General features: G+C 38.1%; 31 protein-coding genes and 1 tRNA gene. 15 read left to right on the top strand and 17 right to left on the bottom strand.

Features of this window, described 5'->3' with window-relative positions:
- Window positions 1-57: 57 nt before the first annotated feature.
- The 3 genes from radA to ACZ5YP_RS04900 are packed head-to-tail and all read left to right on the top strand — an operon-like array spanning window position 58 to window position 1,739.
- Window positions 58-960, top strand: a complete 903-nt coding sequence (gene radA / locus ACZ5YP_RS04910) for a DNA repair and recombination protein RadA (protein WP_464835956.1) — start codon at window positions 58-60, stop codon at window positions 958-960.
- Between the two features lie 48 nt (window positions 961-1,008).
- On the top strand, window positions 1,009-1,509 hold the full coding sequence (locus tag ACZ5YP_RS04905; RefSeq protein WP_464834654.1) for an HIT family protein: 501 nt from the start codon (window positions 1,009-1,011) through the stop codon (window positions 1,507-1,509).
- 2 nt (window positions 1,510-1,511) lie between these two features.
- A complete protein-coding gene (locus ACZ5YP_RS04900; RefSeq protein ID WP_464834653.1) occupies window positions 1,512-1,739 on the top strand; it encodes a hypothetical protein in 228 nt (75 codons plus the stop codon).
- 93 nt (window positions 1,740-1,832) lie between these two features.
- Here ACZ5YP_RS04900 and ACZ5YP_RS04895 read toward each other — a convergent pair whose 3' ends face one another.
- The 3 genes from ACZ5YP_RS04895 to ACZ5YP_RS04885 form a co-directional block, all read right to left on the bottom strand.
- Complete coding sequence (locus tag ACZ5YP_RS04895; RefSeq protein ID WP_464834652.1) at window positions 1,833-2,081, bottom strand: eL24 family ribosomal protein; 249 nt, start codon at window positions 2,079-2,081, stop codon at window positions 1,833-1,835.
- On the bottom strand, window positions 2,065-2,772 hold the full coding sequence (locus ACZ5YP_RS04890) for a DUF2208 family protein (protein WP_464834650.1): 708 nt from the start codon (window positions 2,770-2,772) through the stop codon (window positions 2,065-2,067). The genes ACZ5YP_RS04895 and ACZ5YP_RS04890 overlap by 17 nt, the downstream gene beginning before the upstream one ends.
- A 256-nt stretch (window positions 2,773-3,028) precedes the next feature.
- Window positions 3,029-3,202 (bottom strand): preprotein translocase subunit Sec61beta, encoded by a 174-nt coding sequence (locus tag ACZ5YP_RS04885; protein ID WP_464834649.1) that lies wholly within the window; start codon window positions 3,200-3,202, stop codon window positions 3,029-3,031.
- Window positions 3,203-3,266: 64 nt separating this feature from the next.
- Between ACZ5YP_RS04885 and ACZ5YP_RS04880 the strand changes: the two genes are divergently transcribed.
- On the top strand, window positions 3,267-3,530 hold the full coding sequence (locus tag ACZ5YP_RS04880; RefSeq protein WP_464834648.1) for a MazG nucleotide pyrophosphohydrolase domain-containing protein: 264 nt from the start codon (window positions 3,267-3,269) through the stop codon (window positions 3,528-3,530).
- Here ACZ5YP_RS04880 and ACZ5YP_RS04875 read toward each other — a convergent pair.
- The 9 genes from ACZ5YP_RS04875 to ACZ5YP_RS04835 all read right to left on the bottom strand — a co-directional run bounded on the left by ACZ5YP_RS04875 (window position 3,508) and on the right by ACZ5YP_RS04835 (window position 8,618).
- Window positions 3,508-4,254: a phosphoglycerol geranylgeranyltransferase gene (locus ACZ5YP_RS04875; protein ID WP_464835955.1), complete on the bottom strand. Its 747-nt coding sequence runs from the start codon at window positions 4,252-4,254 to the stop codon at window positions 3,508-3,510. The two genes, ACZ5YP_RS04880 and ACZ5YP_RS04875, sit on opposite strands and share 23 nt — an antisense overlap.
- Window positions 4,238-4,546: a hypothetical protein gene (locus tag ACZ5YP_RS04870; protein WP_464834647.1), complete on the bottom strand. Its 309-nt coding sequence runs from the start codon at window positions 4,544-4,546 to the stop codon at window positions 4,238-4,240. Before ACZ5YP_RS04870 ends, ACZ5YP_RS04875 begins: the two co-directional genes overlap by 17 nt.
- A 59-nt stretch (window positions 4,547-4,605) precedes the next feature.
- Entirely contained in the window at window positions 4,606-4,995 is a 390-nt protein-coding gene (locus ACZ5YP_RS04865) for a metal-binding protein (RefSeq protein ID WP_464834646.1), read from the bottom strand.
- Window positions 4,996-5,012: 17 nt separating this feature from the next.
- Window positions 5,013-5,087 (bottom strand) — tRNA-Pro (locus ACZ5YP_RS04860).
- Between the two features lie 48 nt (window positions 5,088-5,135).
- Window positions 5,136-5,633, bottom strand: coding sequence for a hypothetical protein (locus tag ACZ5YP_RS04855; RefSeq protein ID WP_464834645.1), 498 nt, complete (start codon window positions 5,631-5,633; stop codon window positions 5,136-5,138).
- Window positions 5,634-5,647: 14 nt separating this feature from the next.
- Window positions 5,648-6,559, bottom strand: coding sequence for a 3-methyl-2-oxobutanoate dehydrogenase subunit beta (locus tag ACZ5YP_RS04850; RefSeq protein WP_464834644.1), 912 nt, complete (start codon window positions 6,557-6,559; stop codon window positions 5,648-5,650).
- A 5-nt stretch (window positions 6,560-6,564) separates the two neighbouring features.
- The gene (locus ACZ5YP_RS04845; RefSeq protein WP_464834643.1) at window positions 6,565-7,749 is read right to left on the bottom strand and encodes a pyruvate ferredoxin oxidoreductase; all 1,185 of its coding nucleotides are present in this window, start codon (window positions 7,747-7,749) and stop codon (window positions 6,565-6,567) included.
- A gap of 1 nt (window position 7,750) precedes the next feature.
- Entirely contained in the window at window positions 7,751-8,035 is a 285-nt protein-coding gene (locus ACZ5YP_RS04840) for a 4Fe-4S binding protein (RefSeq protein WP_464834642.1), read from the bottom strand.
- Window positions 8,036-8,039: 4 nt separating this feature from the next.
- Window positions 8,040-8,618: a 2-oxoacid:acceptor oxidoreductase family protein gene (locus ACZ5YP_RS04835; protein ID WP_464834641.1), complete on the bottom strand. Its 579-nt coding sequence runs from the start codon at window positions 8,616-8,618 to the stop codon at window positions 8,040-8,042.
- Window positions 8,619-8,776: 158 nt separating this feature from the next.
- Between ACZ5YP_RS04835 and ACZ5YP_RS04830 the strand changes: the two genes are divergently transcribed.
- Window positions 8,777-9,025, top strand: coding sequence for a hypothetical protein (locus ACZ5YP_RS04830; RefSeq protein ID WP_464834640.1), 249 nt, complete (start codon window positions 8,777-8,779; stop codon window positions 9,023-9,025).
- A 14-nt stretch (window positions 9,026-9,039) separates the two neighbouring features.
- Here the strand turns inward: ACZ5YP_RS04830 and ACZ5YP_RS04825 are convergent, their stop codons facing one another.
- Window positions 9,040-9,789 (bottom strand): DNA polymerase sliding clamp, encoded by a 750-nt coding sequence (locus ACZ5YP_RS04825; RefSeq protein ID WP_464834639.1) that lies wholly within the window; start codon window positions 9,787-9,789, stop codon window positions 9,040-9,042.
- A gap of 61 nt (window positions 9,790-9,850) precedes the next feature.
- Between ACZ5YP_RS04825 and ACZ5YP_RS04820 the strand changes: the two genes are divergently transcribed.
- The gene (locus ACZ5YP_RS04820) at window positions 9,851-10,225 is read left to right on the top strand and encodes a hypothetical protein (protein ID WP_464834638.1); all 375 of its coding nucleotides are present in this window, start codon (window positions 9,851-9,853) and stop codon (window positions 10,223-10,225) included.
- A 36-nt stretch (window positions 10,226-10,261) separates the two neighbouring features.
- Here ACZ5YP_RS04820 and ACZ5YP_RS04815 read toward each other — a convergent pair whose 3' ends face one another.
- The 3 genes from ACZ5YP_RS04815 to ACZ5YP_RS04805 form a co-directional block, all read right to left on the bottom strand.
- Entirely contained in the window at window positions 10,262-12,817 is a 2,556-nt protein-coding gene (locus tag ACZ5YP_RS04815) for a CehA/McbA family metallohydrolase (RefSeq protein ID WP_464834637.1), read from the bottom strand.
- A gap of 106 nt (window positions 12,818-12,923) precedes the next feature.
- On the bottom strand, window positions 12,924-13,235 hold the full coding sequence (locus ACZ5YP_RS04810) for a hypothetical protein (protein WP_464834636.1): 312 nt from the start codon (window positions 13,233-13,235) through the stop codon (window positions 12,924-12,926).
- A gap of 26 nt (window positions 13,236-13,261) precedes the next feature.
- Window positions 13,262-14,017, bottom strand: coding sequence for a hypothetical protein (locus tag ACZ5YP_RS04805; RefSeq protein ID WP_464834635.1), 756 nt, complete (start codon window positions 14,015-14,017; stop codon window positions 13,262-13,264).
- 72 nt (window positions 14,018-14,089) lie between these two features.
- On the opposite strand from ACZ5YP_RS04805, the gene ACZ5YP_RS04800 reads away from it, so the two are divergent.
- Window positions 14,090-16,933: a DEAD/DEAH box helicase gene (locus ACZ5YP_RS04800; RefSeq protein WP_464834634.1), complete on the top strand. Its 2,844-nt coding sequence runs from the start codon at window positions 14,090-14,092 to the stop codon at window positions 16,931-16,933.
- On the opposite strand, the gene ACZ5YP_RS04795 is transcribed toward ACZ5YP_RS04800, so the two are convergent.
- Window positions 16,930-18,855 carry a phosphoadenosine phosphosulfate reductase domain-containing protein gene (locus ACZ5YP_RS04795; RefSeq protein ID WP_464835954.1) on the bottom strand — a complete coding sequence of 642 codons (1,926 nt, stop codon included), beginning with the start codon at window positions 18,853-18,855 and terminating at the stop codon, window positions 16,930-16,932. The two genes, ACZ5YP_RS04800 and ACZ5YP_RS04795, sit on opposite strands and share 4 nt — an antisense overlap.
- An 83-nt stretch (window positions 18,856-18,938) precedes the next feature.
- Here ACZ5YP_RS04795 and cedA1 point away from each other — a divergent pair, with 83 nt between their 5' ends.
- From cedA1 to ACZ5YP_RS04755, 8 genes are all read left to right on the top strand, one after another.
- On the top strand, window positions 18,939-19,205 hold the full coding sequence (gene cedA1, locus ACZ5YP_RS04790) for a DNA import protein CedA1 (RefSeq protein WP_464834633.1): 267 nt from the start codon (window positions 18,939-18,941) through the stop codon (window positions 19,203-19,205).
- 17 nt (window positions 19,206-19,222) lie between these two features.
- Window positions 19,223-20,575 carry a hypothetical protein gene (locus ACZ5YP_RS04785; protein ID WP_464834632.1) on the top strand — a complete coding sequence of 451 codons (1,353 nt, stop codon included), beginning with the start codon at window positions 19,223-19,225 and terminating at the stop codon, window positions 20,573-20,575.
- A 1-nt stretch (window position 20,576) separates the two neighbouring features.
- Window positions 20,577-20,735, top strand: coding sequence for a hypothetical protein (locus ACZ5YP_RS04780; RefSeq protein WP_464834631.1), 159 nt, complete (start codon window positions 20,577-20,579; stop codon window positions 20,733-20,735).
- The gene (locus ACZ5YP_RS04775; protein WP_464834630.1) at window positions 20,722-22,350 is read left to right on the top strand and encodes an ATP-binding protein; all 1,629 of its coding nucleotides are present in this window, start codon (window positions 20,722-20,724) and stop codon (window positions 22,348-22,350) included. The genes ACZ5YP_RS04780 and ACZ5YP_RS04775 overlap by 14 nt, the downstream gene beginning before the upstream one ends.
- A 186-nt stretch (window positions 22,351-22,536) precedes the next feature.
- On the top strand, window positions 22,537-23,373 hold the full coding sequence (locus ACZ5YP_RS04770; RefSeq protein ID WP_464834629.1) for a putative RNA uridine N3 methyltransferase: 837 nt from the start codon (window positions 22,537-22,539) through the stop codon (window positions 23,371-23,373).
- A 98-nt stretch (window positions 23,374-23,471) separates the two neighbouring features.
- A complete protein-coding gene (locus ACZ5YP_RS04765) occupies window positions 23,472-24,662 on the top strand; it encodes a 50S ribosomal protein L3 (RefSeq protein ID WP_464834628.1) in 1,191 nt (396 codons plus the stop codon).
- Between the two features lie 2 nt (window positions 24,663-24,664).
- Window positions 24,665-25,492 (top strand): 50S ribosomal protein L4, encoded by an 828-nt coding sequence (gene rpl4p, locus ACZ5YP_RS04760; RefSeq protein WP_464834627.1) that lies wholly within the window; start codon window positions 24,665-24,667, stop codon window positions 25,490-25,492.
- Window positions 25,489-25,764 carry a 50S ribosomal protein L23 gene (locus ACZ5YP_RS04755; RefSeq protein WP_464834626.1) on the top strand — a complete coding sequence of 92 codons (276 nt, stop codon included), beginning with the start codon at window positions 25,489-25,491 and terminating at the stop codon, window positions 25,762-25,764. Before rpl4p ends, ACZ5YP_RS04755 begins: the two co-directional genes overlap by 4 nt.
- Window positions 25,765-25,767: the final 3 nt, after the last annotated feature.

Here is a 25,767-nt window from a genome sequence, read left to right as displayed (position 1 = left end):
ACAAGTGTTGAATCCGGGTTTGTTTCCGTTAGGGAAATACCAGGTATAAACCCTGCAATGGCCGAGAAACTTGAAGCTGCTGGATTTGTCTCTGCTTGGACGCTTGTTGTTGCAAGACCAGAGGAAGTATCTGAGAAAACAGGTATTCCCGTTGTAACTGTTCAAAAAATAATTGAAAATGCACGTAAACTACTCGGTATAAGATTCAAGACTGCTAGAGAAGTTAAACAAGAGAGAATGAATATTGGAAAAATAACAACTGGCTCTAAACAACTAGATGAACTACTAGGTGGTGGAGTAGAAACAAAAACTATTACTGAATTCTATGGTGAATATGGATCAGGTAAAACCCAGTTATGCCACCAACTAAGTGTAAATGTACAACTCCCACCAGAGAGAGGCGGTCTAAGCGGTAGAGCTGTATATATTGATACAGAGGGCACTTTTAGATGGGAGAGAATAGAAGCCATGGCTAGAGCGCTTGGATTAGACCCCGAGCAGGCAATGGACAACATATACTATATACGTGCATACAACAGCGACCACCAAATGTCTATAGTTGAAGAACTATTCTCATTTGTACCCAAAAACAATGTAAAACTAGTAGTAGTAGACAGCGTTACAAGCCACTTTAGAGCAGAATACCCGGGTAGAGAACACCTAGCTGAAAGACAACAAAAACTAAACGCCCACTTACACCAGCTTTTAAGACTGGCAGAAGCATACAATGTAGCAGTAGTAGTAACCAACCAGGTAATGGCCCGTCCAGACGTCTTCTATGGTGATCCAACACAAGCAGTAGGAGGACACGTACTAGCCCATGTACCCGGAGTAAGAGTACACTTAAAGAAAGCAAGAGGCAACAAGAGAATAGCCCGCGTCGTTGACGCACCACACCTACCAGAAGGCGAAGCAGTCTTTGCAATAACCGAGGAGGGTATTAGAGACGCTGAAGAATAAAACACTCACATCCACTATTAACTACTAGTTGAATACCCGGGGTTAAAATTGAAAATACTTTGGAATCCATGGAGATACGAATACATAAAAACATTTACTAATAAAAACGAATCAAGTAGTAAAGAATGCTTGTTTTGCAGACTGCAAAAACAAAACGATGATGAAGCATTAATTGTCTATCGGGGTAGAAGAGCATTTGTAGTTATGAACGCCTATCCCTATAACTCAGGTCATTTAATGATTGCACCATACGAACACATAGGAGACCCGACGCAACTAGACCTAGAAACAATAATCGAAATATCTGAACTAGTAAAAAAAGCAATAAGTGTACTAAGACAAGCATTTCACCCAGATGGCTTCAATATAGGAGCTAATATTGGGAGAGCTGCAGGTGCAGGTGTACCAGATCACTTCCACGTACACGTAGTACCACGCTGGGTAGGAGATGCAAACTTTATGGCTATTATAGCTAATACAAAACCATTACCCATAGGACTTAGAGAATCATATGAAGTAGTAAAGAAACACTGGGTTAACGGTGTTTAATTATGGTTTCAAAAAGCGATCTACGAGTAATAAGTATAGAAGAATCACTATTCCCCGGTGAAACAAGATATAAGATATGCGTTCAGGGAACAAACATTATTATAAATGTCAGCGCGTTTAGCGAAGAAGAAGCGCTAGATAGAGCATTGAAAATCCTTGAAAACATTAAACTCGACGATGACTCACTAAGAATTATAAGAGAGAAAATTGGAAGCAATGCTCGCTGCTAGGTAATCAGTCCGCGGTAATGTCTTCATCCCTTTTGAGTCTAAGGGGGACAAGTATCATCATTCAATAATAATTATTGAATTAGAGTCTAATAACTAGGCAATCTTTTTAGATTTAAGTTTTCGTTTTTGCTCTATTATCTCTTCATATTCCTCTCGTATTTTCTTGATATACCCCTTAATCTCGTCTTGTGGAAGCCTACTCAACAAGTCTCTTGCAAATTTTGCAAAACACTTAGAACTATGAAATTCTAGTGTTTCACCAGCTATTTTTATAATTATACCCTGTCCCTCGGGAAAGACGCGTCCACATGTTAAACACTTGTGTTTACTCTCTACACTCATGTAGTCCAACCTCGCGTATTCTATCAGCGAGTTTACTTACTTCAAGGGTATATAATCTTACATTATAGGGTAGTTGCGGACTCTCTATTTGAACAAACTTTCTCTTCGAGTCTACTTTATAACACATGTCTTTATCGAAAGCTAGTAGTCTACCATCCATTAACAAGCCCTCTTTGTATAGAGCAAATGTACGGGGAGTATATAATTGCTTCTTGCTTTTTAAACCACGCATTAGTATTAGTCGAGGTATTTGAATAGTAAGTACTAGAATACTGTAAAATACTAGAAATCCAATAAATCTCACTAATACCTCGTTTTCAAATAATTGTTTAGTAGCACTATCTACAATTGGATTTATATATGTCCAGTAGATTGGTGGAACTAGAAATATAATGATGAATGGCAGAAACATCATCAACATTACTGCTTTGAATTGTTCCTTGACTTCTTGGAGAATCAGTGTATCACTACCCATAGCTATTGATGTATTGTCTTCTTTGAATAGTGGAGATCCTTTAACACTATCAGCCCTCTTAAACCCCTTCATACTCATTTTTGTCATTACAACCATGATAATGATAAAGTATAGTATGAAGAATAACCAGGTATACTGTGGAGCTATAGCTGAAACTAGTGCAAACAATACAAGCGATACTATCTGAATTAAAATGTTTACTAGTTTACTAGGCAATTTCTCACCAAGCCCCAGATTATCTAGTCAATGGGTTTTAAATACATTAACATATAAACCGGGTTTAACTATAAAATCTAAATAGATGATGAATCGCCACTTTTCGGAGCAGTGAAGAAGGTCCGTGTTACTGACTATGTCAACTAGAGTATTGTGAATGAAAATCACACTAGTATAATACTTATTATTACCTAGCAAGCGATGAAGAACGATGGGAGTCTGAATAGATGAGGAAATTATCCCCAACTGAGCTCTTCTACATTGGTGGTACTAGTTTTGAAAGAGCTATAACTAATACTACAAATACAAAACCTGTTATTATAATCAAGTGTGGTTTCAACGCTATTTTTAAATCAGTTTCCTCGAAGAATCTAACCAGTCCAGCCGCCGATGCAAGTGAAGGTGTTTGTCTCTTGCTCTTCTTACTCATATTAACACCTCCAACACTACCAATTTAACTAGTTCTTTATATACTTCATATAAGGGTGGTTTAAATGGATATTCGTGAAGCACAAGAATACATTAAAACACGGTATTATGACCGTGATTCAACTCGTGGACTATACGCTACTTTTACATGGTTTGTCGAAGAAGTAGGAGAGCTGGCAGAAGCGTTGATCAAGTATAGAAGAGAATCTCTCGAAGAAGAAATAGCAGATGTTTTTGCATGGTTACTTAGCATTGCAAATCTATTGGGAATTGACCTAGAAGAAGCCTTTAGAAAGAAATACCTTGCTAGTGAGAACCAGCAGTCTTAATAGCCTTAATTATCTCAGCCGCCAACTCTGGGTTTTTCTCTACTATAGTACCAGTAACAATGATGTCTGCACCAGCCTCAGCCATCTTCCTCGCCGTCTCTGGATCTCTTATCCCCCCACCAACAATTACTATGAGGTCTGTATACTTCTTTACTACCTTGGGGAATTCTAGTGGCACTGGCTGTGAAGCACCACTGCCCGCTTCGAGATAAATATATTTCAAACCCATCATCTGACCTGCAAGTGCATACGCAGCAATTATTTCTGGCTTGTTTCTAGGAACTGGAATTATTCTCCCCACGTGTGCTACAGCAGTATCTTGATCTACAACTATATACCCTGTTGGGAGAGTTTCAAGACCATATTTAGCAATTATTGGTGCAGCTATTACCTGTACCTGCATTAAGTAGTATGGTTCAAGAGTATTCATTAAAACCATGAATAAAACAGCATCTGCATATCGAGATAGACAATTAATATTTCCAGGGAAGAGTATTACCGGTTTACCCGTTTTTTTAAGTGTATTTACAACTAAATCCATTTCTTCATGAGTAATACCAAGACTGCCTCCAACGAGAAAAGCATCTGTCCCGGCTTCAACCATTTTATCTACTACTTCTTCTAGTTTAACTATATTTGAGACCTTGTCGGGATCTATTAGTGTAAAGTGGAGTTTTTCTCCAACATCCACCTTGGACTTTATGTATTCATGAACCTTCTTCACCACTACTCTCCTCTAAACCACGCTCTTTAATTTTCGCCTTTCCACTATTGAATAAATCTATAAATTTTGCATATACATCTACAGGTTGATAGATAGCCGGTATATCTGTGAAATCTTCATCGTCGACTAATCCACATGTTCCACAAGTTATAACCGCGCTTGCTCTATACTCATCTTTCTTCTTGATAGTTATACTGAGTGTTTTCGCCGAGCACCTTGGACACTCAAACACAGTTGGTATTTTAACGATTTTCGTGGGAATAACCTTCCTCCTCTTTCTCCTACGCCCCACTAGTCAACACCAGTGAAATCTATTTTGTTCACGGTATTAAAAGAACGATTTTGAGGAATTTATTTTCTCGCAACTAGTTTTCTTCTTAGAAACACTGTAAAACCTTTGTTTAAAACCTCTGAGATTACCGTGTACGCTTCATCTATTGATAACTCTACCTCTACATATTTCTGCATAGCAATTGCCACATAGACTCCAAGTTGATGTTTACAATGTGTTTCAGTTTTACTAATAATGGTTTTTAAAGTAAAAACCTTACAGTTACAATATAATCCAGGTATTAACAAGTAGTCTCTTTCTCTACCAATATAAACCCACAATTCTGAGACAACACTGTCAGCTCTTATCTTTAGCTTTACATATCTATACTCATAGACCTCTGGGGGAATAGTAATCGTTGGAGAAGTAAGGCTTTTCTCTAGAGCCAACCTAGTAGTTCTATACGACATTTAATACACCTAGTTAGTGGGCCCGCGGGGATTTGAACCCCGGGCCACGGGGACCCGAACCCCGCATCCTAGCCAGGCTAGACCACGGGCCCTCATTTAAATCAATTATTTAAATAGAGTTTAAAATACATTGACTGAGTTTATCTGTGAATATAAATACTTGTGAATTTCTCGACTGTTTCACTTATTGTTTTCAATTCACTTTGAGCTCTACTACTCTCAATACACTTTCTCATTGTGCTTTCTGGTAGTGGTGGTTTTACTATTCCACTACATATAGCTATCCACACTAGTTTACGAATGATTCTTCCACGGCTTCCCGGTCTAATGTAAATACAGAGATCTCCGTGTTTTTCAACTCTAGGAATGATTTTCTCTCGTTGATTTTCTTCTTCAATCCATACTTCTATACAACATGTATTCCATATATTGTTTGTTTCACTTATCGTCTTTAAAACTGCATTTATTTTCTCGAGTAGAGATGTATCTACTTGGCTTAAGGGGTATTCGAGACGTAGTCTAATAGAATCATACGAAGTTTGTCTAGGCGAAAAACCCTTGTCTTTCAAGTATTTAACTAGTTTAGATGTATTGCCTAGATTTGTGTAAAAATCAATTAGTATATTGATCTCTCTCATTTCCACCCGCTTTGCTAACTCATCATTTTCATAATCCACTTCCAGTTTTCATCAACATATTTTTTAATTTCAGCGATGAATTCTTCTGTTGCTCCTCGGAATCTACCTTGTAGTTTAATGTATTCCTCTATTGGCTTTCTCTTTGATGGGTCTAGATATGGCCTGCTTGGACCCGATAGTGTTAGTTTTCCATCATGGTATTCATATAGAATCCACAGGCCTGTTTCAACAGCGAGTTTTGCAATTCTAACTGTGTATTGTGGCTCAAACCTCCATCCTGGTGGACATGGTGCGTGTATGTGTATGAATCTAAAGCCCTTGATGTTCTTTGCTTTTTGTAGTTTATTGTATAAGTCGTGTGGATATCCAACACTTGCTGTTGCAACGTATGGTACGCCGTGAGCTATCATAATTCTTGCAACATCTTTCTTGGCTTCTACTTTACCAGTTGGTGTTGTAGTAGTCCAAGCACCTGGTGGTGTCGATGAACTTCTTTGAATACCAGTATTCATATATGCTTCATTATCATACATTATGTATATAATGTCGTCGTTTCTCTCTGCAGCACCACTGAGAGACGCCATTCCAATATCTGCTGTTCCACCATCACCAGCCCATGCTATTACATATACGTCGTTTATACCCCTTTCTTTGAGTGCTTGTGAAACACCTGAAGCTACTGCTGCAGCTGAGGCAAATGGAACGTGAATTATACCTGCTTTCAATGCTTGTCCTGGATAAGTCCCCATTATTACCGATGTACAACATGCTGGTATTACAAATACTGCTTTTTCACCGAATACAGCTGATACTACTTTCAGAGCTATTGGTATAGGACACCCTAAACACGCAGCGTCTCCTGGTAGTACTCCCTCTCTTTGATCGTATGGTAATGGGGGTTTTCTACGAGCCTGGGGTGTACTCATCTCTCTCACCTCCTTATTTTCACCCATTCAAAGTAGTTTCTTTCAATTTGACCTGTTTCAACCCGGTCAATAAACGACTTGATTATCTTGTAGAAGTCGTCTGATGTTACATTTACGCCTGCAATACCAGCAACTATATTGGCCATGTATGGGAGTTTATTAGTGTATAGTGAGAGGCCGGCTACTAGGTCGCTATATATTGGGCCCCATGCACCGAAACTTATTGCTCTATCAAACACTATTACTCCCCTTACACTTCTCAATACTTCCCAGGCGTCTTCAATTGGGAATGGTCTGTAATACCTAATCCTCATAACTCCCACAGGGTATCCTTCACTTCTAAGCTTCTCAACTCCTTCAATTAAATCTCCACTCCAAGCACCCATTGAGACAGCAATGTACTTTGCATCGTTGCAGTGGTAGCATGATATTAATCCACCATATCTACGACCAAACAACTTGCCGAATTCCTCGTCGACTTCTTTAATTACTTTCTTGGCGTTTTCCATAGCTAACTGGATCTCGTAAAACATGTCTTCTGTATCCTCGGGGAATGTTAATCCACCAACACCAATCGGCTCGGAACCATCTATTACATATGGTTGCATCCTCTCACCAAGCCACTCTTCTACTAGTTTTTCATCTGGTATTTCAACGGGCATTGTAGTGTGGCTTATAATAAATCCTTCTAGGCCAACCATTACTGGTAGATAGACTCTTGGATCCTCGCTTATTTTAAATGCTTGTAGTGTTAAGTCAAATACTTCTTGGTTATCCATTCCATACGACATAACCCATCCAGTATCTCTCTGGTCTACGAAGTCAGAGTGGTCGGGCCATATATTCCAGGGAGTGTTGATAGTTCTAGAAACTATTGCCATTACTATTGGTGTTCTCGCCCTCGACGCCCAGTGCACGAATTCATGCATGTATAGTAGTCCCTGGCTACTCGTAGCTGTAAAAGTCCTGGCTCCAGCTACAGCTGCACCAAAACACGCTGCTAGAGCTGAGTGTTCTGATTCAACTCTTATCATTCTAGCTTTCAACTCGCCTTGTTCAATCATTTCAGAGAGTTTTTCAACTACGGGTGATTGTGGTGTAATAGGATATGCTGCTATTACTTGGGGTTTAGCTAGTTTAACAGCGTATGCTACAGCATGGTTGCCTGTTAAAGCAATCTTTTTACCCATACTACTCACCCACCTCGGGAACCATTGTTATAGCTCCTACAGGACAAACATCCATACATAATCCACAACCCTTACAGTAATCATAGTTTATTACTGCTCCTGTCTCTGGTTCAACGCGTATTGTGTTTACAGGGCAATAGATTTCGCATTGATAACACCTAGTACACTTGTTTACATCAACCACCGGCTTCATAAAGCGCCACAATCCTGTTTTTCCAGCAACACCAATTACTGGTTTCGTTAGTGGTAGTTTACCTCCAGTAGTTGGTTTCTCGATTTTAACCATTCTCCTACACCTCGCCAACATATTTTGTTTCTTCATATGCACGTTTAACTGCTTCAACGTTTTTCCTACCGATTTTCTCGCCGAAGTAGTCAATAACAGCTTTTTCCACGCTTTCTAATGAGAGGATCTTTGCAGCTGCTACCAGTGATCCAAGCATTGGAGTATTTACAAGAGGCCATCCAGCCACTATTAAACCCATTTCCTTAGCTATTTTAGTAGCATTTACAAAATATGCGTGTACTCTACCATTTGCTGAAATCTGATCTCTTTGTATACTAGTTGACGAAGTATTTACTATTAAGTAGCCGTTATCTCTAATCAAGTATTTCTTTACGACTCCTAGTTTTAACAAGCTATCATCTAACACGATCAATATATCTGCTTCACTAAACATTCCATGTTTAAGTATTGGTTTATCGCTTAGTCTAGCATATGCTGCTACTGGTGCTCCTCTTCTCTCAGCACCAAAGAATGGAAAGCTCTGAGCGTATTTAGACTCGTAGATTGCTGCTTGTACCAGTATATTTGATGCTGTTACTCCTCCCTGCCCTCCTCTCCCCAAGAAAATCATTTCATATAGCAATAATTACACCCATTACACGTATATACAAAAGGGTTTTTTATATACCAGTATAAATAATAAACCATAGTTTACACGTAGAGGTTTTCACAATATCTCAAAAATTACTGTTTGTATTTAATAACATGGTGTGTATTATAGTAATAGAGAGGGCTTAGAGTATGACTATATATTGGGATAGATGTGATCTATGCGGCCAGTATAGGCCAACTAGGAGTTGTACAATAATACCGAGTTTACAAGTAGATATACACTGCTGTGCAGCATGTCCCTATAGAGGTAATAAGTGTACTTCACCAACTTGGAGAATAGAAATTCCAAGTACAGGGTTGAAAACACGTAGAGAAATATCGAGTGAGGAAAAAGAACGATTACTTAGAGAGCTGGAGTCACTGTTAAAGGGTAGTTAAAACAATAGTGTATACTAGGCTCTAGGTGCTATCCAGTATACTAGTCTACCTCCTCCGAGATCATATTCTACTTTTAATGGTTTACCAGTATCAAATGCTACTACTACATTTTTAGATGCTCCAGCAGCTCTCGCTGCAACTATGACTGCATCAATACTATATGAAGCTCGTGCTTTTTCCACGTCTGAATTCAATAGAATTAGTGGCGCGCCCTCGCGTAGAATACAAACATACTCTTTTTGTTGCTCTACGGATTTTATAACTATGCTGCCTTCTTCATAGCTAAACACTACTTCTTCTCCAATAAGTTTTAAGTCGCCAGCTATGTCTTTAAAGTCTTGTGATAACATTGAGAAACTCACGGCAAGATCCATCTTCATTTCTGGTATTGCCTCGACGGGTCTTGGTATTAATGGTATTCCAAACTCTCTTTCAACACCTGTTTTTCTATCTCTAAGTATCATTACGAGTTCTCCTGTTTCTTTATTAATAGTCAATGTTACAACATCGTTTCTACTAGCTCTTCTAATAATCTTTTTCAACTCTGAAGTAGGTACTATAAACTGCGTTTCTTCTTCTACAACTAGTTCTTCGAATTCCATTCCGGGTAGAGAGACCACGGCAAGTATTGTTTTGTCTGGTGATAAAACTTTTATTTCAACGCCATTGCTACTTACAAAGAACGGTATTTCATCACTTAGTTTTACAAGCGCTTGAAATATCTTTTTGAGTTTTGATGCATTTGGATGTGTAGCTCTAAACAACTCTCTTCTCCCCCTTAAACTATTTTTTAATGCTTATAGAGATATATAAAAGGGATTAAAAGTGGAGATCAATGTCTACTACGATATTGCTAAATACCTCCATGTAAAACTAGATAGAGAAAAAGCACTAGAATTCATAGATAGTATTATATCAAAACACGGTATTACACGAGACTTAGAAGAAACACGTAGAATAATAGAAAACTTTGATGAATTCTATAGTATTGCACGTAGAAAAAGCGATGGCTACTTAATAATACAAAAAGATAGCGGAGATGTTGTACGAGGTAGAGTAGTAGTACATAAAATCAGATTGATTATAGAAGGCAATGTAAAAACCGTAGAGTTAATTATTGATCGAAGAGTATCCAGAGAATTAATAGAATCGTGTTTAAGAGAAATAGGGTTTACAAAAATAAATTATGTAGAAGAGTAGTACTTCAATGATTAAAAAGAGTTCTAGTGAAAAAGATTATTGTTTCTTCTTGATGAATAATCCCACTAGTAATCCAACTACCAATCCAATTATGCCGGCCACTACTGCAATATCGTATTTTTCTACTTCAACTCTCTCTACACTTGTAGTTGTAGTTGTTGTTGTTGAAGTAACAGTGTTTACTAGGGTTTTAGTCTCTGTATGGGTTTCTGTATAAGTAGTTGTAGTGGTAGTGGTTTGATACATTGTTGTTGTATGTGTTATTTCTCTGGGTACACCCATTAAATCAATCCATATTGGGTTAACTATTGCTCTATTACCCTTGCCATCATAGACAATTAACACGACAAATCCTGTTTCACCACCCATAGTGGCGTTGACTACGGGTATTGATATCTCTAAATTGACACTCTGTGTCTTGTTGAGTGGAATAGTCTTTAGTAATACGCCGTTCTTTCCATATATTTCTAGTCTATCAAGCCCGTAGACCGAGAACATAGTTGTTTTTACTGTGATTTCATCCTCTAAGCTCTTAGCAAATATAGTTGAACCCGGTATGGGGTCTGTGAATATGAATGGTCCATAAGATATAAAGGAGTGGCCGTTTTTCTCCGCACTGGCCAGTGCTTCAATACTGGGATCGTTTGGCAAGTATACTACTAGTCTTGGTTTACCAGTATATGTCTGGGTTAACACGTCGTGTACATCGCTTCCCGCCGTTAAATACTTTCGTATTCCACTACTCCACAACATAAACATCTTCATGAGTGTCTTGTTGTCGTCAGTGCCCCACGGCCCATTTATTTCTGCAGTATCCCATGCCTCGTAGTAGCCACCGGGTATGTTGTTTAATTCCTGGGCAATGAATAATCCACCAATATATGGATGGTTTGCTCTTACAACGAGTGCACCAGCATTTCTTGCAGCTTCAATTATCTCTCTCAGTGTTCCTCTATACACTAATTTCTCTGGGTATAACACGGGGTATACATTGAAGTGGGCCCAGTCTGGAGATATTTCTACACCACATATAAATGGTACTCCTCTCTGCTCGGCAAGTGTTTTGATTACTGGGCAGTTTCCAATATAGTCGTGGTCGCTTACAAATATAAAGTCTAGTGCAGATGCTAATTGTGAAACCACGAGTAGGTTTGGTGGTGTTTTTCCATCCATGTAGTCGGAGTGGTGGTGTAAGTCTACAGTATACCATCCATACTCTTGTGGTTTAAACAATATGTTTACTGTTACATTGACTTCTACTGTTTTTTCTGATTCAATAGTCACTGTCACAGACTCTGGTAGACTAATAAAGTCTGCTCCATATCCAATAGTTATATTGTATGTACCGGGAGCTAGCTCTACTTCGGCACATCCAATTCTAAAGAGGTCAGTATATGCTGTTGTAACAACCATGTATTGTATTGGAGGAGTATATCCACCACTTATCAGTATTCTAGCATCTGTTGGTTGACCAGTATCGTTTCTAAACACATTAACTATTAGTTTGCCCGCTACTGGTAGATCTGTGAAATCAACTGTCTTTTCTTCACCTAGCTCTATTGTTACCTCTATACTACTACTTGGACCATGAGACTTAGCTACAGCTGTTAAATTATAAGAGCCGGGTGCTAGAAGAGGCATTTCATATACTCCACTAGAATCCGTTATACTCCAACAAATTGGTTTACCACCTCTATAAGCTACTACTCCAGCATTTCCTAGTTTCTCGCCTCTACTATTCAATACCCTGCCAGATACTACTCCAAAAGCTCCCTCTTTGAATTCATAAATGATTTTCATGAGTCTACATAAATCAGGTTTATTTAAGACAACTAGATATGCCTTGAAGACTCTGCTTTCACCTGGATTTAATGTTACCTGGTAGAATGGATCAACAAAGTATGTATGGAGAGAAATGTGGGTATATCCAGGTGCATATAATCCTATCGCGAAGTCCTCGTGGTATCCTGCAACCCAGTCATCTGCTATACTAGTTCCAAGTATTGGCATTGTAGGCAATCTCCCAGTTCCATAACCGGGTACAAACGTCCACCCACGTTCAAACGTTATAGCTGGCCCCATTATCAAATTCGAATAAGTTGTACTACCGATATTGGTTACATTAACTGTTACTTCAAGGTATGGTTTACCAGATTCAAGTACATAGGTGTATTCTACGAGAAGATCTTTCCATTTCCCAATAGCTTTTACTACTGCTCTCGATGAACTCTGCTCTACTATATCTAGGTTTGTAATTGTAGCCCAATTACCCCAATCGTTTAATGGAAAACTAAATTGTGCTACAACATCTGCTGTTTTCTCGCCAACCGGTGCAATATCAATTATGTGCCCTGGAGTAATTCCCCATGGTGGAGTAGTACTAACCCCAAATGCTACTGCTAAATACTCATTCATTAAAGTAATGTCCTGGGGACCCTTGGCCTCTCCCTCCATTATTGGCGTTGGTCCAATAATTACTCTTACACCCTGTGTTGACTCAGAATTTACAGTAGTTAGTAGTGTTGTTAGAGGGTGTATGAGTGATACTATTATGATAGAGAGAGCTATTACTACTACAGCTCTATGCTTCATACAACCCCTATTACGAGTAATTAGCGATGAGCATATAAATGTAACGATATAAACTACTATTGAACACGCCTTTAGACTTCGTAAAGACTAAAAGACTGTCTATAAACTATTTTTTCTTTGTTTTCTTAGAAGACTTTGAAGACTTCTTCTCTTTTTCTTTTTTAGTTTCTTTGACTTCTTCTCTTTCTTTTTTCTTCTTTGGTTTTACGAGTTTCTTCTCCTCTGTTGTTCTAAGTGTATCTATTGGTAATTCGTTTCTCAATACTTGTCTCCATGTTTTTGTTACATCAACTAGTAGTTTTAATTGCTCTATTGCTACTTCTCCATGTTCTTCTACTTCTTCCTCTTCTTCTCTTTCTTCTTCTGTACTTGTTTCTTCGATTTCCATTTCTACATCAAAGCGTTCTTCACTAATCAAAATACACCACCCTTGAACACTAGTCTCTACCTGTTTTTTATACTTCTCTCAAATAGTAGATAATAATGGTTTTCTACCTTTAAGTTGCAAGCTGTATATATGAGGAGTGGTATAATCCCCATTAAACCCCACCCACTGAGAAATCCCTTTATCAATGATTCCTGGTATGTACTTGATGCGTGGAAGACTACTAGTATTAGTGTTCCAATAACCGTTGCTAGTATAAAAATGTATTGATGTAGTAAAACTACGGGTTCTCTAATAGTAAACCCGTTTATCCATAAAACTAGTAGTAGTAGAAGTGATATTGAAAACGCATGAGATGCTAGTATTACAACTAGTACATAAGGCTCTTTTTTCACCCAAATGTTCTCTATAAACCTTGAAATATCAATGCATACTCCATTATTTCTCTTGGATATCCTAGAAATAGAGCAGGTTACAAGTATTAATATCCAGCTAGTCAACTCCAACCACGTAAGAGCCATGTAGATTCTAGGAAGTATACTAGTTGAAACAATGTAGATATATGTAAATACCAGTAGTCTATTGAGAAAAACTATTATTTGCGAGTGGAGTAGTATATAGACTACTAGAGACTGGATAACAGCGGAAACCACATATATTAAACTCCAAGCAACAGCCTTACCTGCAAAGTATATCAACATTGATTCAAAACCATTGAAATCTAGTTCTACACTAGTTCTCGGAGAACTAGCTAGAAATACTGTTACATTGACTACTAGAATAATCATTGCGATTAGAAGTCTTTTATTCTCCACTATTCCAACCCGTTATCCCTATATGTGTTTTAAAGGAGATATTTTAATTTATAGTCATGGTCTGCTAGTACCATGAATCTTGATAAAATTGCTCTTTGCTTAAAGAAGCTTGGATATGAAAAACTAACAGAAATACAGAAGAAAAGCCTACAGGAAATAGCTCAGAAAAACAAGTCTGTAATTATAATTGCTCCAACTGGTAGTGGTAAAACAGAGGCAGCTGTTTTCCCAGTAATGGTTAAAATAGCACTAAATAAAATACCGCCAATTGCTGCAATCTATATTACACCACTAAGAGCACTAAATAGAGATATTGAGAGAAGACTAAACAATATTGCTAATTGCTTTGGATTAAACGTAGGAGTGAGACACGGAGATACACCGAGCTCTATAAGAAAAAATATACAGCATAATCCACCACACATATTGATTACAACGCCCGAGACATTCAACTATATTTTAATCAATGAAGACATGAAACCAACACTATTCAATCTAAGATATATTATAATAGACGAGTTCAGAGACCTCATTGAAAGCAAGCGCGGCCTACTAGTTTTATCAACAATTCGCATACTCGAAAGAATAATTGGTAGAGAAATAGGTTTAATTGCCTTGTCAGCAACACTACACAATGAAGAACTAGCACGTAGACTCCTATCACTCGGCTCTAATAGAGAAGTCGTCGTGATAAAAGAATCAACACCTAGAAGATTTGAAATACAAGTATCTACTCCTTCTTGTGAAAGCGAGTTGTGTAGAAAAATCAATGAATTACTAGGTGACCAGGCACTATCAGCGAGAATAACGAGAATATTTGAAAGAGCTGAAAGCGAAAAACACATACTTGTCTTTACTAATACACGCTCACTCGCAGAGAGTCTGAGTACGTTAATGCGGAGTCTTAGAGATGAACTAGGTTTAAATCTATCAATAGATGTACACCATGGAAGTCTATCTAGACAACACCGTGAAAAAGTAGAACGAGAATTCAGAGAGAGAAAACTAAACATTCTCGTTTCAACATCAAGTCTAGAATTAGGTATAGATATTGGACACGTTGAATACGTAGTACAATACATGTCTCCAAGACAAGCAATACGATTAGTTCAGAGAGCGGGCCGGAGCCGCCATAGACTAGGAGATGTTAGTAGAGGTGAAGTAATTACAACTAGTAATCTACTACACATTTTAGAATCCAGTGTAATAGCGTGGAGAGTAGTAAACAGTCAATTAGAGAAAGAAGTAGTTATTTCAAAACCACTCGACGTCTTAGCGTATACTATAGCACTCCTCGTATACCTGCATCCAAATGGAATTCCGGTTGAACAAGTATTTGAATTTATACGAGAACACCCCTTATACAATGACCTAACACGCGAAGAATTCAACGATGTATTAGACTATTTAACTTATACACGTGTTGTAAAACACGAGGGAATGCTACTCACACCCACAAAGAAGACGCGTTTATACATATATAAGACATCTATGATCCCCTCAACAATAGATGTTCAAGTCATCGAGGCAGGAACAAATAAGAAAGTTGGTGTTCTCGACGAGGAATACGTAGTAGTACACTTAAACCCTGGAGATAAAATAGTACTCGCTGGTAGACCATGGAAAATAATAAATTACGATGAAACAGAGCGGAAGCTATACGTAGAACCAACAGAAATCACTGAAGAATTGAGTATACCACACTGGGAAGGGGAAAACATACCAGTAGAATATGAAACAGCACAACTAGTTGGAGACATAGTAGCCTACATTAAAAACAATAATAAACTACCAGAATTCATCGAGAAGATACTAGAAGAAACCAACAAGTCCTTAGAAGCCGATATTATTAAACAACTAGGAGATAGTAAAACCATTACAATAGACTACATCGACGAATTCGACTTAATCATTATAAACATCTATGGAGGTTCAAAAGTCAACACTTTAATCAGAGACATTGTTAAATACGTATTGAAGACCCAATACCCCTACTTCAAAGTTACGTCATCATCGACAACACCATACGCTATCTTCCTACAAGTCCAGAAACCCATTACACCCATTAAAAAACACCCCGTAGACATTGTATTAGAAGTCTTTGAAAACATAGATAAGTACATAGAAGGCGAAGCAGTGGAGAGAATTGCAAAAGAGAGCAGTCAATTCCTATGGAGGATATACCAGGTAGCACAGCGTTTTGGAGCTATTTCACCCGAAACAACCAGTGTAAACAAAAAACTCCTAGAAGCCTTTACTGACACCGTTATAGGTAGAGAGGCATTAAAAGAAGTATTGGTGAAAGACTATGATATTACATCGTTTAGAGAACTAGTAAGAAAAATAGAGAGCGGAGAAGTCAAAGTATACTCGAGAAAATACAGTAAACTCCAAGACCACCACACAATACTCCTCAGTTACATTGAACTACCAATACACAGAGAAATCCCCGTGTTTGATACTAGTGCATTTATGGAGAGAGTACTGAATAGAAAAATATCCGTTATATGTTTAAGATGTGGTTTTTACAAAGAAGACAGAGTTCGCGAATTCCTCAAAATGGAGAAATATACATGTCCAAAATGTAAAGGTGCAACTCTCGCACTAGTAAAGGGAGATATTTCAAAAACACTTGAAATAGTGAAAAAACACCATAAAGGCTTAAAACTCACAGTAGAAGAACGAAGAATACACGAAGACCTGGTTAACAGAGCTGTTATACTACAAAAACACGGCGATAAAGCCCTACTGGCCCTTTCAATTCCAGGTGTTGGAGTCAAAGACGCGGGAAAAATAATTAATAGAGTGCTTAGTGGCGAAGACTTGTTTAAAGTACTATACGAGTATGAAAAACGCTTTTTAAAAATCAAGAAGTACTTGAAAGAAGAAGATAGAGAGAAGCAGAGTGAAGACTAGGCTAGTTCAGGTCTAGCCCTCGTTTTTCTCTTAAAAGACTTGTAGTCGCCTGTAATCAAGGATACAACTATTTTTTCAACCAATTGATCACTAATGGGGCAGACCTCGATATACAATCTCTTTTGTTTATCGTCTAGTTGTTCTAGTGGATACGGTCCATTTAGTGTTAGTTTTACACTACCCTTTTTCGTCCACAATACACATGCTCCACAATAAGCACAAGTGTGGAGTCTATAGATTACTTTCAATATATCAACGAATTCTTCAAAGACTTGTTTATTACTAATTGGCTTGGTTTTTACTTGGTTATCTATTATCTCAATAACTCCTGTTTTACTCAGTACCAGTGGTGATTCACTAACTACTTGGAAGCCAAGTCCATGCGCGTTTTTCAATAATAGTTCTCTTATTTCACTAGTAACTACTGGTTTATTGAAGTATACTATTAACTCGTCTTGGAGGCTATCAACTCTTATAGGTGTTAAACCATTTTTGTTGAACATGAGTCTAGACAAGTATTCCTGTCTCCAATCTAAATTGTAGTTTTCTAAGTGTTTAACTATTCTCTTCTTTGCAGTTGACGGTGTAAGCCACCTCCACAAACCATATTTTATCCATTCTGGCGGCTGGTTTAGTCTAACCCGCCATTTTTCAAGTACATCTACCCATTTACTCCACAATTCAGGATATATCCTCTTGACTTCATTATACTCTGCTAGTGCACAAGATGGACATAGATAACAGCCGAGTCTATCAAACCCTTCTTCGTATAGCTTATTGTATGGTAGTTTATACTTGAAGATATAAAGCCATGTTGACAGCTGACTCCAGTATTGAATCGGCGTTGTACTAATCATGTGTGGAATCCACTTGTTTCTCCATACAAGTGGGCTTTTCGCCCTGTCTAGAGATTCATATGCTCTCTGACCCACAATGTTTAATGCTCCACTAGGCCACTTCGCCCTAGTCAATTTTGCTATTGGTACCAACTTCGTGATTTTACAACACCATCTATAGTCTTTACCGGGAGGTCCAAAGATCTCTACTGCTCTCCAGAATATGTCTCCAGCTGACGCGACATTGAGTGTATAGCCGTAATACCTAGATACTTCCTCGACGTTTCTCAGTGTTTCAGGCATTTCAAGACCTGTATCATTGAATATTACTTCAATGTCTCCTAGTGCTCTATGAGTTAAATCTAGTGCTACAAGACTGTCTTTTCCACCCGAGTAAGACACTACTGCTTTTAGTCCACTATACCTCTTAGCCAGTCTCTCTAGGTATTTAATTGATTTTTCTTCTAGTTGATTAAGGCCTTCTTCATTGTTTTTCAATACGTCTTCAATACTTGCGTTTCTCCCACTGGTTTCAATGGGGTATGCTCTATCATGAAACACCTTTGTGATAACTAACTTATTGTCTTCAAATGAAGCTATTCCACGTATATTGTTTTTCCCGTCTACAACTACTACTTGTCTACTACTAGTACTAATTAATGATTCTAGTTCTCTATCAGTGTAGAACGGTGGTTGTGCTTTGACAACGTCTACTAGGCCCTCGTTAACTGCTAAATAAGCACCTTGAAATGTCAAGCGAAATCTCCATGTCTCCTTGTATGGATCGTAGTATAATTGTCCAATTACATTGCCAGAACTTACTACTTCATACATTACGTCCCAGTGTGGTACTTTATTGAGGAGTATAAATCTACCCTCTATAAACCTCTTATACAATGCATCGCTATTGAATTCGTAGATTATTGCTTCTCGTAGTTTCTCATAGTCGCCTCTAAAAGCAGGTCTAGCATCTCCGGGCTCGCTAAGTCTCAATTGATATAACAAGTCTATTTCTTCTTGTCTAGGTTTGATTACTGGTATATTCCTCCACGGGTCCCAGTAGAGCTTAACAGTCCATGGCCACATATGCCGCAATTCTAATCCCTCTCGGGTTAGTTTCGGATTACCCCCTCTTAAAACTAGGTTTGCTTCTTTATCTGGGTGGTTAAATGGACCTAGTTGAATTTATAAGAAGTCTTATTGCAACTATTGTTGTTATTGCATGGTTTGTTTTTCTATTATCATGGGTTGTTGGATGGCTTGTTAAAGGTCTACCAATACCATTTCTTAGAGTTAAAAAACTTGGTAGTAAGATTATTGAAGATGCTATTTGGGCTGCATTTTGGCTAGCTATGGGTACAACGATTTTTGCTGTAATAGCATATATTGCATCATCTATTAATCTCCCAATGCCTCAACCTCCGTCAATGCCATAGTTTCTAGTGGTGTTTCAATGGACTTTCTCGAGCTGGCATTCTACCTCTCAGTTCTCACATATGTCACTGGTGTATTTCTCAAAGCACTTCCACTACCATTTCTCTCGCTTAAAAAACTAGGTAGGAGTTTAATAACTGATGGTTTATTCTCTGCTGTTCTAGTATTTTCATATAGAATACTCCTTGCTACAATAGAACACGTGGGGTTTATACTCGGTGTTGACTGGGCTAGTTATACTTCGTGGTTGACAGAGAGAATTGGTGTATTATTATCGCTCTTTGTTGCCTTTAAGGGATTGGGTGTATTGTTGTCTAGATCGGGGCTGGGATTTCTCACAAATAGTTTTTTAAACCACGTTATCAGCTTGATTACTACATCTCTTACAACTATTGCTACAACTAGCTATTTATCTTCGATAATACATAATGGTGCAGAATTCCTCCTAGCTATAGGACTCGTACTACACGCAGTACCATTTAGACTTACACGTAGTATTGGTTCAACTATTATAGGAGTAGTTATTGTTTTCTCAACATGTCTTCCACTAATGCCGTTTTTTATAGAGTCAATGACCGGACTAGCAGGATATGTATTACTAAATAACGAAGACATATGCTCTATCAAGCTACTAGTTTTAGACACTATGGAAAACCCTGTTGGATACAGTGTTCTCGAAGGCTACGACGAGGATTTACTATATAGATATCTTATTGGAAGCGATGGATCACTCGTTATAGATTTATTCCATGGATTTCCCTGTAGAGAACACATAATTGAACTACATACACCCGGCTATAAATACACTACGAGTATTACAGGTGTTAAAAACCACGAGAGTTTAACATTGGTATTGCCAAATGCTTTGTCAATAGCCCCCAATAGAATAATCTATTTAACCGGTGAATTCAAAGTACTCAATTCGAGTAAAAGTCGTGAATGGCTAAATATAACTATTCAAGCAACTAGTAGAGTAGAACTAGAAGTATACATTGAAGCAGGAGACACTCTACAATTACACATAAATGAAACCCCAGTTGAAATACTACTCATTAATCAATCCAAATGGTATAACGTAGAATTTAAAACCTACTTCCTCCAGCTTGATCCAGGTGTATACGATATTAGAGTAAACATCAACTGGTATAAAACAACCCCACTACAAGTAGACATTGTTCCATACGCTGTAAAAACACTCGAAGTAGACATATACAGCCCTGAAAACATATTGTTTTCAGCCGTCTACTTGTTTATAGAGTATACTGTTCTCCCCATAATCTACATCACTATATTGTTTACAGCATCGCTAAGCCTCGCCAGGCTACTAGGAGGAACTTCTAGCAGTATTGCAAGAATTGTCACGGGGTATTAGCTTGAAGAACATAACACTAGTGTTGATTACAATAATACTAATCCACACTCTTATCATCATTATAGAAGAAGGAAGCCTAAATTCCCTTCCACTAGTATTCCTACTCATTACACTACTCTTATTATCGTATAAGGTGAAAAAGAAATATGAAACTACTTGAAAAAATCCTGATCCTTCTAGACGACATACTACTCCAAGAGGCAGCGAGAAGCATCTCTAGGATTAAACTAGACCCTCCAGACCTCATTGTCTACTTCAACCACAACCTAGTTGTACTCAATAGGTTTCTAGTGTGTAGAGATATAGAGTTGGAAGCAGACTTCGACGAGAAAAACGCGTGGAGTCTACTTGAATCCTATAAAGCACTCTTAAAGAGTCTACCTGGAAACACCTATATCTATATACAAAAAGAAAACATTGACACTACTAGCTTACTCAAAAAGATTACAAATGAAATCCTCAATATACAAGCCGAGTTGGAGTCTAGTAGAGATGAAGCAAAAAGAGTAAAAACAAATCTAAAACTAGAAAAACTACGTAGACTCTACACAGAGATAGCTAGTGGTAAACCCTTTGTAAAAACAGTTCTCGTACTCGTAGTTAGAATAGAAGCAAATAACCTAGAATCAGCTAAATCCATGGCTGAATACTATGAATCTCTCATTACAAGTACTTTTAGAGATACATATGGATTAAAACTAGAAAAAGCAGGTAGAAGCGAGATAACCAGGTTTCTACTCGGCTTACTAGGCTTACTAGATAAACCAGTAGTTAAACCCATTGAAGTACCACTAAGTAAACTCTCAATCCTCCAACCACTACTAGTAGATAAACCACCAAAACTCGACAAAACAATACTAATTGGCTTCCAATTAGATACCAATCACCCAGTTGAAATACCAGTAAGTGAACTATACAAACACCTAGTAGTCATAGGGCCGACTGGCAAGGGGAAAACAACACTTATAGCATCAATTATTAAACAACTAGTCTCAGAGGATTTAATGAAGATAGTTGCTTTCGACTTCAAAGGAGACCTCTCACGATACCTACCACCAGAACTAGTTGAAATCACAACCCCCGATAAAACACCTATAAATGTATTGAATAAACCACCAAGTATAGATAGCGTCGACTGGAAAATTCTAGTTACAGAGGCATTATCACTTGCAGCCGGCCTCAACGAGGAAACAGTACTCAAAGCACTAAATGAAATAGAAGAAAACAATCAAGTATTAACTACTGTAACAGTCAGCGTGCTAGGACCATTTAGAGAATTATTTACAGATAGCAGTGGAAGTATAATTGAACTACTTCAAAAAGGGAGAGTAGTATTCAATGTTGAAGGCCGTGGTATAGCGTTTCAAAACGCTTATGTAGCAATATGCATTGGCATACTAAGACACTTATTGAAAAACAATTTTGATGCAAACACCGTGGTCTTTGTCGACGATGCATGGAGGATAATAGAGCTTAGAACACTCAGAGAACTTGTACGTGAAGGTAGAAGTAGAAAAATAGGAGTAGTAGTATCAACACAAAGCCCCATGGATATACCACAAGACATACTTGAAAACATACATACAGCAATCGTATTCGGCTCTAGGAATAGAGAGTACATATTGAGAGTTATAGAGGCGTTCAATATACCTAGAGAAACAAGCAATCTAATACCTAAACTCGGAGTTGGAGAAGGAGTATATATTAATGCTTCAACCAAAGAGGTAAAGCCAGTAAAAATCCTTGATTTAAAAATAAATAATAGACAAACATAGAGAAACCACGATAATACTTATTAGTATCAAATTCCATTGAGACAAAAAGGTGGTTTACATGGGTGGAAGACAGAGAACAACAATCTTTATGGTTAAAGAAACAGTTAAGAAAGAAGCAGAAGAATCCAAACCAAGAGAAAAAGAATCAAAGAAACCATCAAAGTCTAGCGGGTAGAGTGTAGTTTAATGAATAGTGTTTTTAACACAGTCCTCCGCGTTGTTCTACCAACAAGTATTCTCTCAGTTGAACACCACCTACTTTTAAAATCTATTAGAATACACCAGGTAGCACGTTGGACATCGATTTTTGGTGTTTACGAAGTAGTTTTCTATAGAGAACCAGATACTCCAATAGAAGAATTCGAAGAACACAGAAAACTCATTCTTGACCACTGGGAGTACTTTTTTACACCACCATATCTACGAAAACACCTAGTTCCACTCAAACCAACATTGAAGTATGTTGGTATGCTTCCACCTATTAGACTAGAAGTATTTAATGTAAGTAGAAAACCACGTATTGGAGAATTGAGAATAGGATATATCTATATGGAAAACAACAAGTTGAAAGCGTTAATCGGCGACAAACTACCATATACTCCTATAAACGAGTGTAGAGAAAAAGAATTCAACCTGGTTAGAGTAGTAGATGTTGAAAAACGACTTGTTGAATGCACTAATCAATTCGTCTATACAGGCCCCCGCCTCTCATTTTCCAACTCTCTCTACAGAGCACTCGAAGAGAGTAGACGAGTCTCCAGGTACATCGTGGCAACTGATAGAAAGGGGAAGATTGTGTCGAGAGAAGAAGTAGGGAAAATCCGTGGGAGTACAACAACCATACTGTTTGGAAGCCCTAAATACGATTTATTCGAGATTAGTGAGCAAGAGGGAATAGATCTCTCAAAATTCATTGATTACACGTGGAATACCGTACCGGGTCAAAAAGTGGTTTCCGTGAGGACGGAAGAAGCATTAATAATTACCCTCGGAGTAGTAAATGCTTTTTTAAGGGCTGTGTGATTGAAAATAGCTGATTGAAATATAAAAACCTATGTAACTAGAGTTAGTAGAGCGTTGGGTGTGTGCTTACAGAGTTAGGAGTATAAAGGTGAATAGAATTGGGTCATAGAAAACTAGAAGCACCACGACATGGTAGTTTAGGAGTAAGACCTAGAAAGAGAGCTGAGGAACTCACACCAAAAGTAAGGTCTTGGCCGGAGAAAAGCTGGTTTGAACTCGTATTAGAGAAATATGGTTCTGAAGCTTCAAGCAAGGGAATAACTCCACGGCCCACTCTACTCGGTTATCCAGTTTACAAAGCCGGCATGACACATGCAATAATAATTGAAGACAGACCAAACACGCCGTCTACTGGTAAAGAAGTATTCACTCCTGTAACAATTCTCGATGCTCCACCAATAGTAGTAATTGGAATAAGAGCATACACTAAAGACCACGAAGGCGATTTAAAGACTATTGGAGAAGTATGGGCCAACCCAGTTGAAGCCGTTTTAAAAGCAAGCGAGCTATACACCAACAACCCACTATGGCAACTATCACCAAGAGAAGTAGTTAGAAAATACCTGGCTGGACTACACAAACTCAACCACGGCCTAGTTAAACCAGACCCCAGTGGAGAATACGGGTTTAAATTCATACCTGAATACAGCGAGGAAGACTACAAGAAAGTGTTTAGCGGCGACATAGCTGATATTAGAGCAATAGTATCTACAATACCAGTACTTTCAGGTATCGGCAAGAAGAAACCAGAAATAGTTGAGATAAAGATACATGGTAAATCCATAGATGAAAGAATAGACTACGCCAAGAAAATACTCGGCTCATACTTAACTCCAGCTGATGTATTCCTAGAAGGACAATTCGTAGACGTAATCGGTGTAACAAAAGGACATGGATTCCAAGGCCCAATAAAGAGGTTTGGAGTCAAAGAACTACCAAGATGGCACAAGCATAGAAAGGGTAGTAGAAAAGTCGGTGCTAGAAGCCCGGCTTTCACATACTCTATGAGCGAGGTTCCACAAGCTGGTCAAATGGGCTTCCACAGGAGAACAGAGTACAATAAGAGAATAATTAAAATGGGCGTTAATGGATCAGAAGTAGTTGTTGAAGGAGGATTCCTACACTATGGTCTAATATACGGACCATACATTATTGTTAAAGGATCCACTATAGGCCCAGCTAAGAGATTATTAATACTCAGACACCCAATAAGACCAAGTCTAAAATGGCTTCCACTTACACCACCAAAAATCACATATCTAAGTCTTGAAAGCAAGCAAGGTGCATAGCTATGTCTAGATTAATACTAAGTGTAAAAGACCCACACCTCGGAAACATTAAACTACTAGCACCACTATTCGACGCAGAAGGCAATAAAATAGGTGAAATAGAACTACCAGAACTATTCTACTACCCAATAAGAAAAGACATTATAAATAGAGCATTCCTCTCAGCTTTTACAGCAATGCTACAACCAAAAGGAAGAGACCCACTAGCTGGTAAGAGAACAACAGCTAAATACTGGGGAGTTGGATACGGACTAGCAAGAGTACCAAGACTACCAACTGGTGAAGCTAGATTTGTTGTATCAACGAGAAAAGGACACATAGCATTTCCACCAAGACCAGATAGAAGAATTCATGAAGAAGTAAACAAAAACGAGAGGATAATAGCAATTATATCTGCACTAGCAGCAACCTCTAGACTAGAACTAGTTAAGAGCAGAGGACACGTATTCAACGTAGATAAACTCCCAATTATACTAGTCGACGAAGTAGAAAACAAGTATTCTAAAGCTAAAGAAGCAAGAGAATTCCTCGAGAAAATAGGAGTGTGGAGCGATATAGAGAGGAGTTATGAGAGAATAAGAATAAGGTCTGGTAAAGGAAAAATGAGGGGTAGGAGATACGTTGAACCAAGAAGCGTTCTATTTGTATTGAATAGTTATGAATCACCATTTGCAAAAGCAGTTAGAAACTTCCCAGGTGTAGATATTGCAACACCTGGCAATCTAAGCGTTCTACACCTCGCACCAGGAGGTGTACCCGGTAGACTCATGGTGATAACCAAGTCTGCACTAGATGGAATTGCAGAGAAATACAAGGTGGTATATATATGAGTAGCGAAGTAGATAGATTAGCAAAGATAATTATAAGACCAGTACAGAGCGAAAAAGCACTTGGATTAATCGACAAGCAGAACACACTAACCTTCATAGTAGACATTAATGCAAGTAAACACGATATTAAGAAAGCAGTTGAATACTTATTCAATGTCAAAGTCGAAGAAGTTAGAACGCTAATTACACCTAAAGGAGAAAAGAAGGCATATGTAAAGTTAAAACCCGAATTCAAAGCATCAGAGGTGGCTTCAAAACTAGGTATTATGTAGAGG

The organism is Sulfophobococcus zilligii, assembly GCF_055398255.1.
Note: the sequence above shows the minus strand (reverse complement) of the source record. Positions and strands in the feature narration are given on the sequence as shown.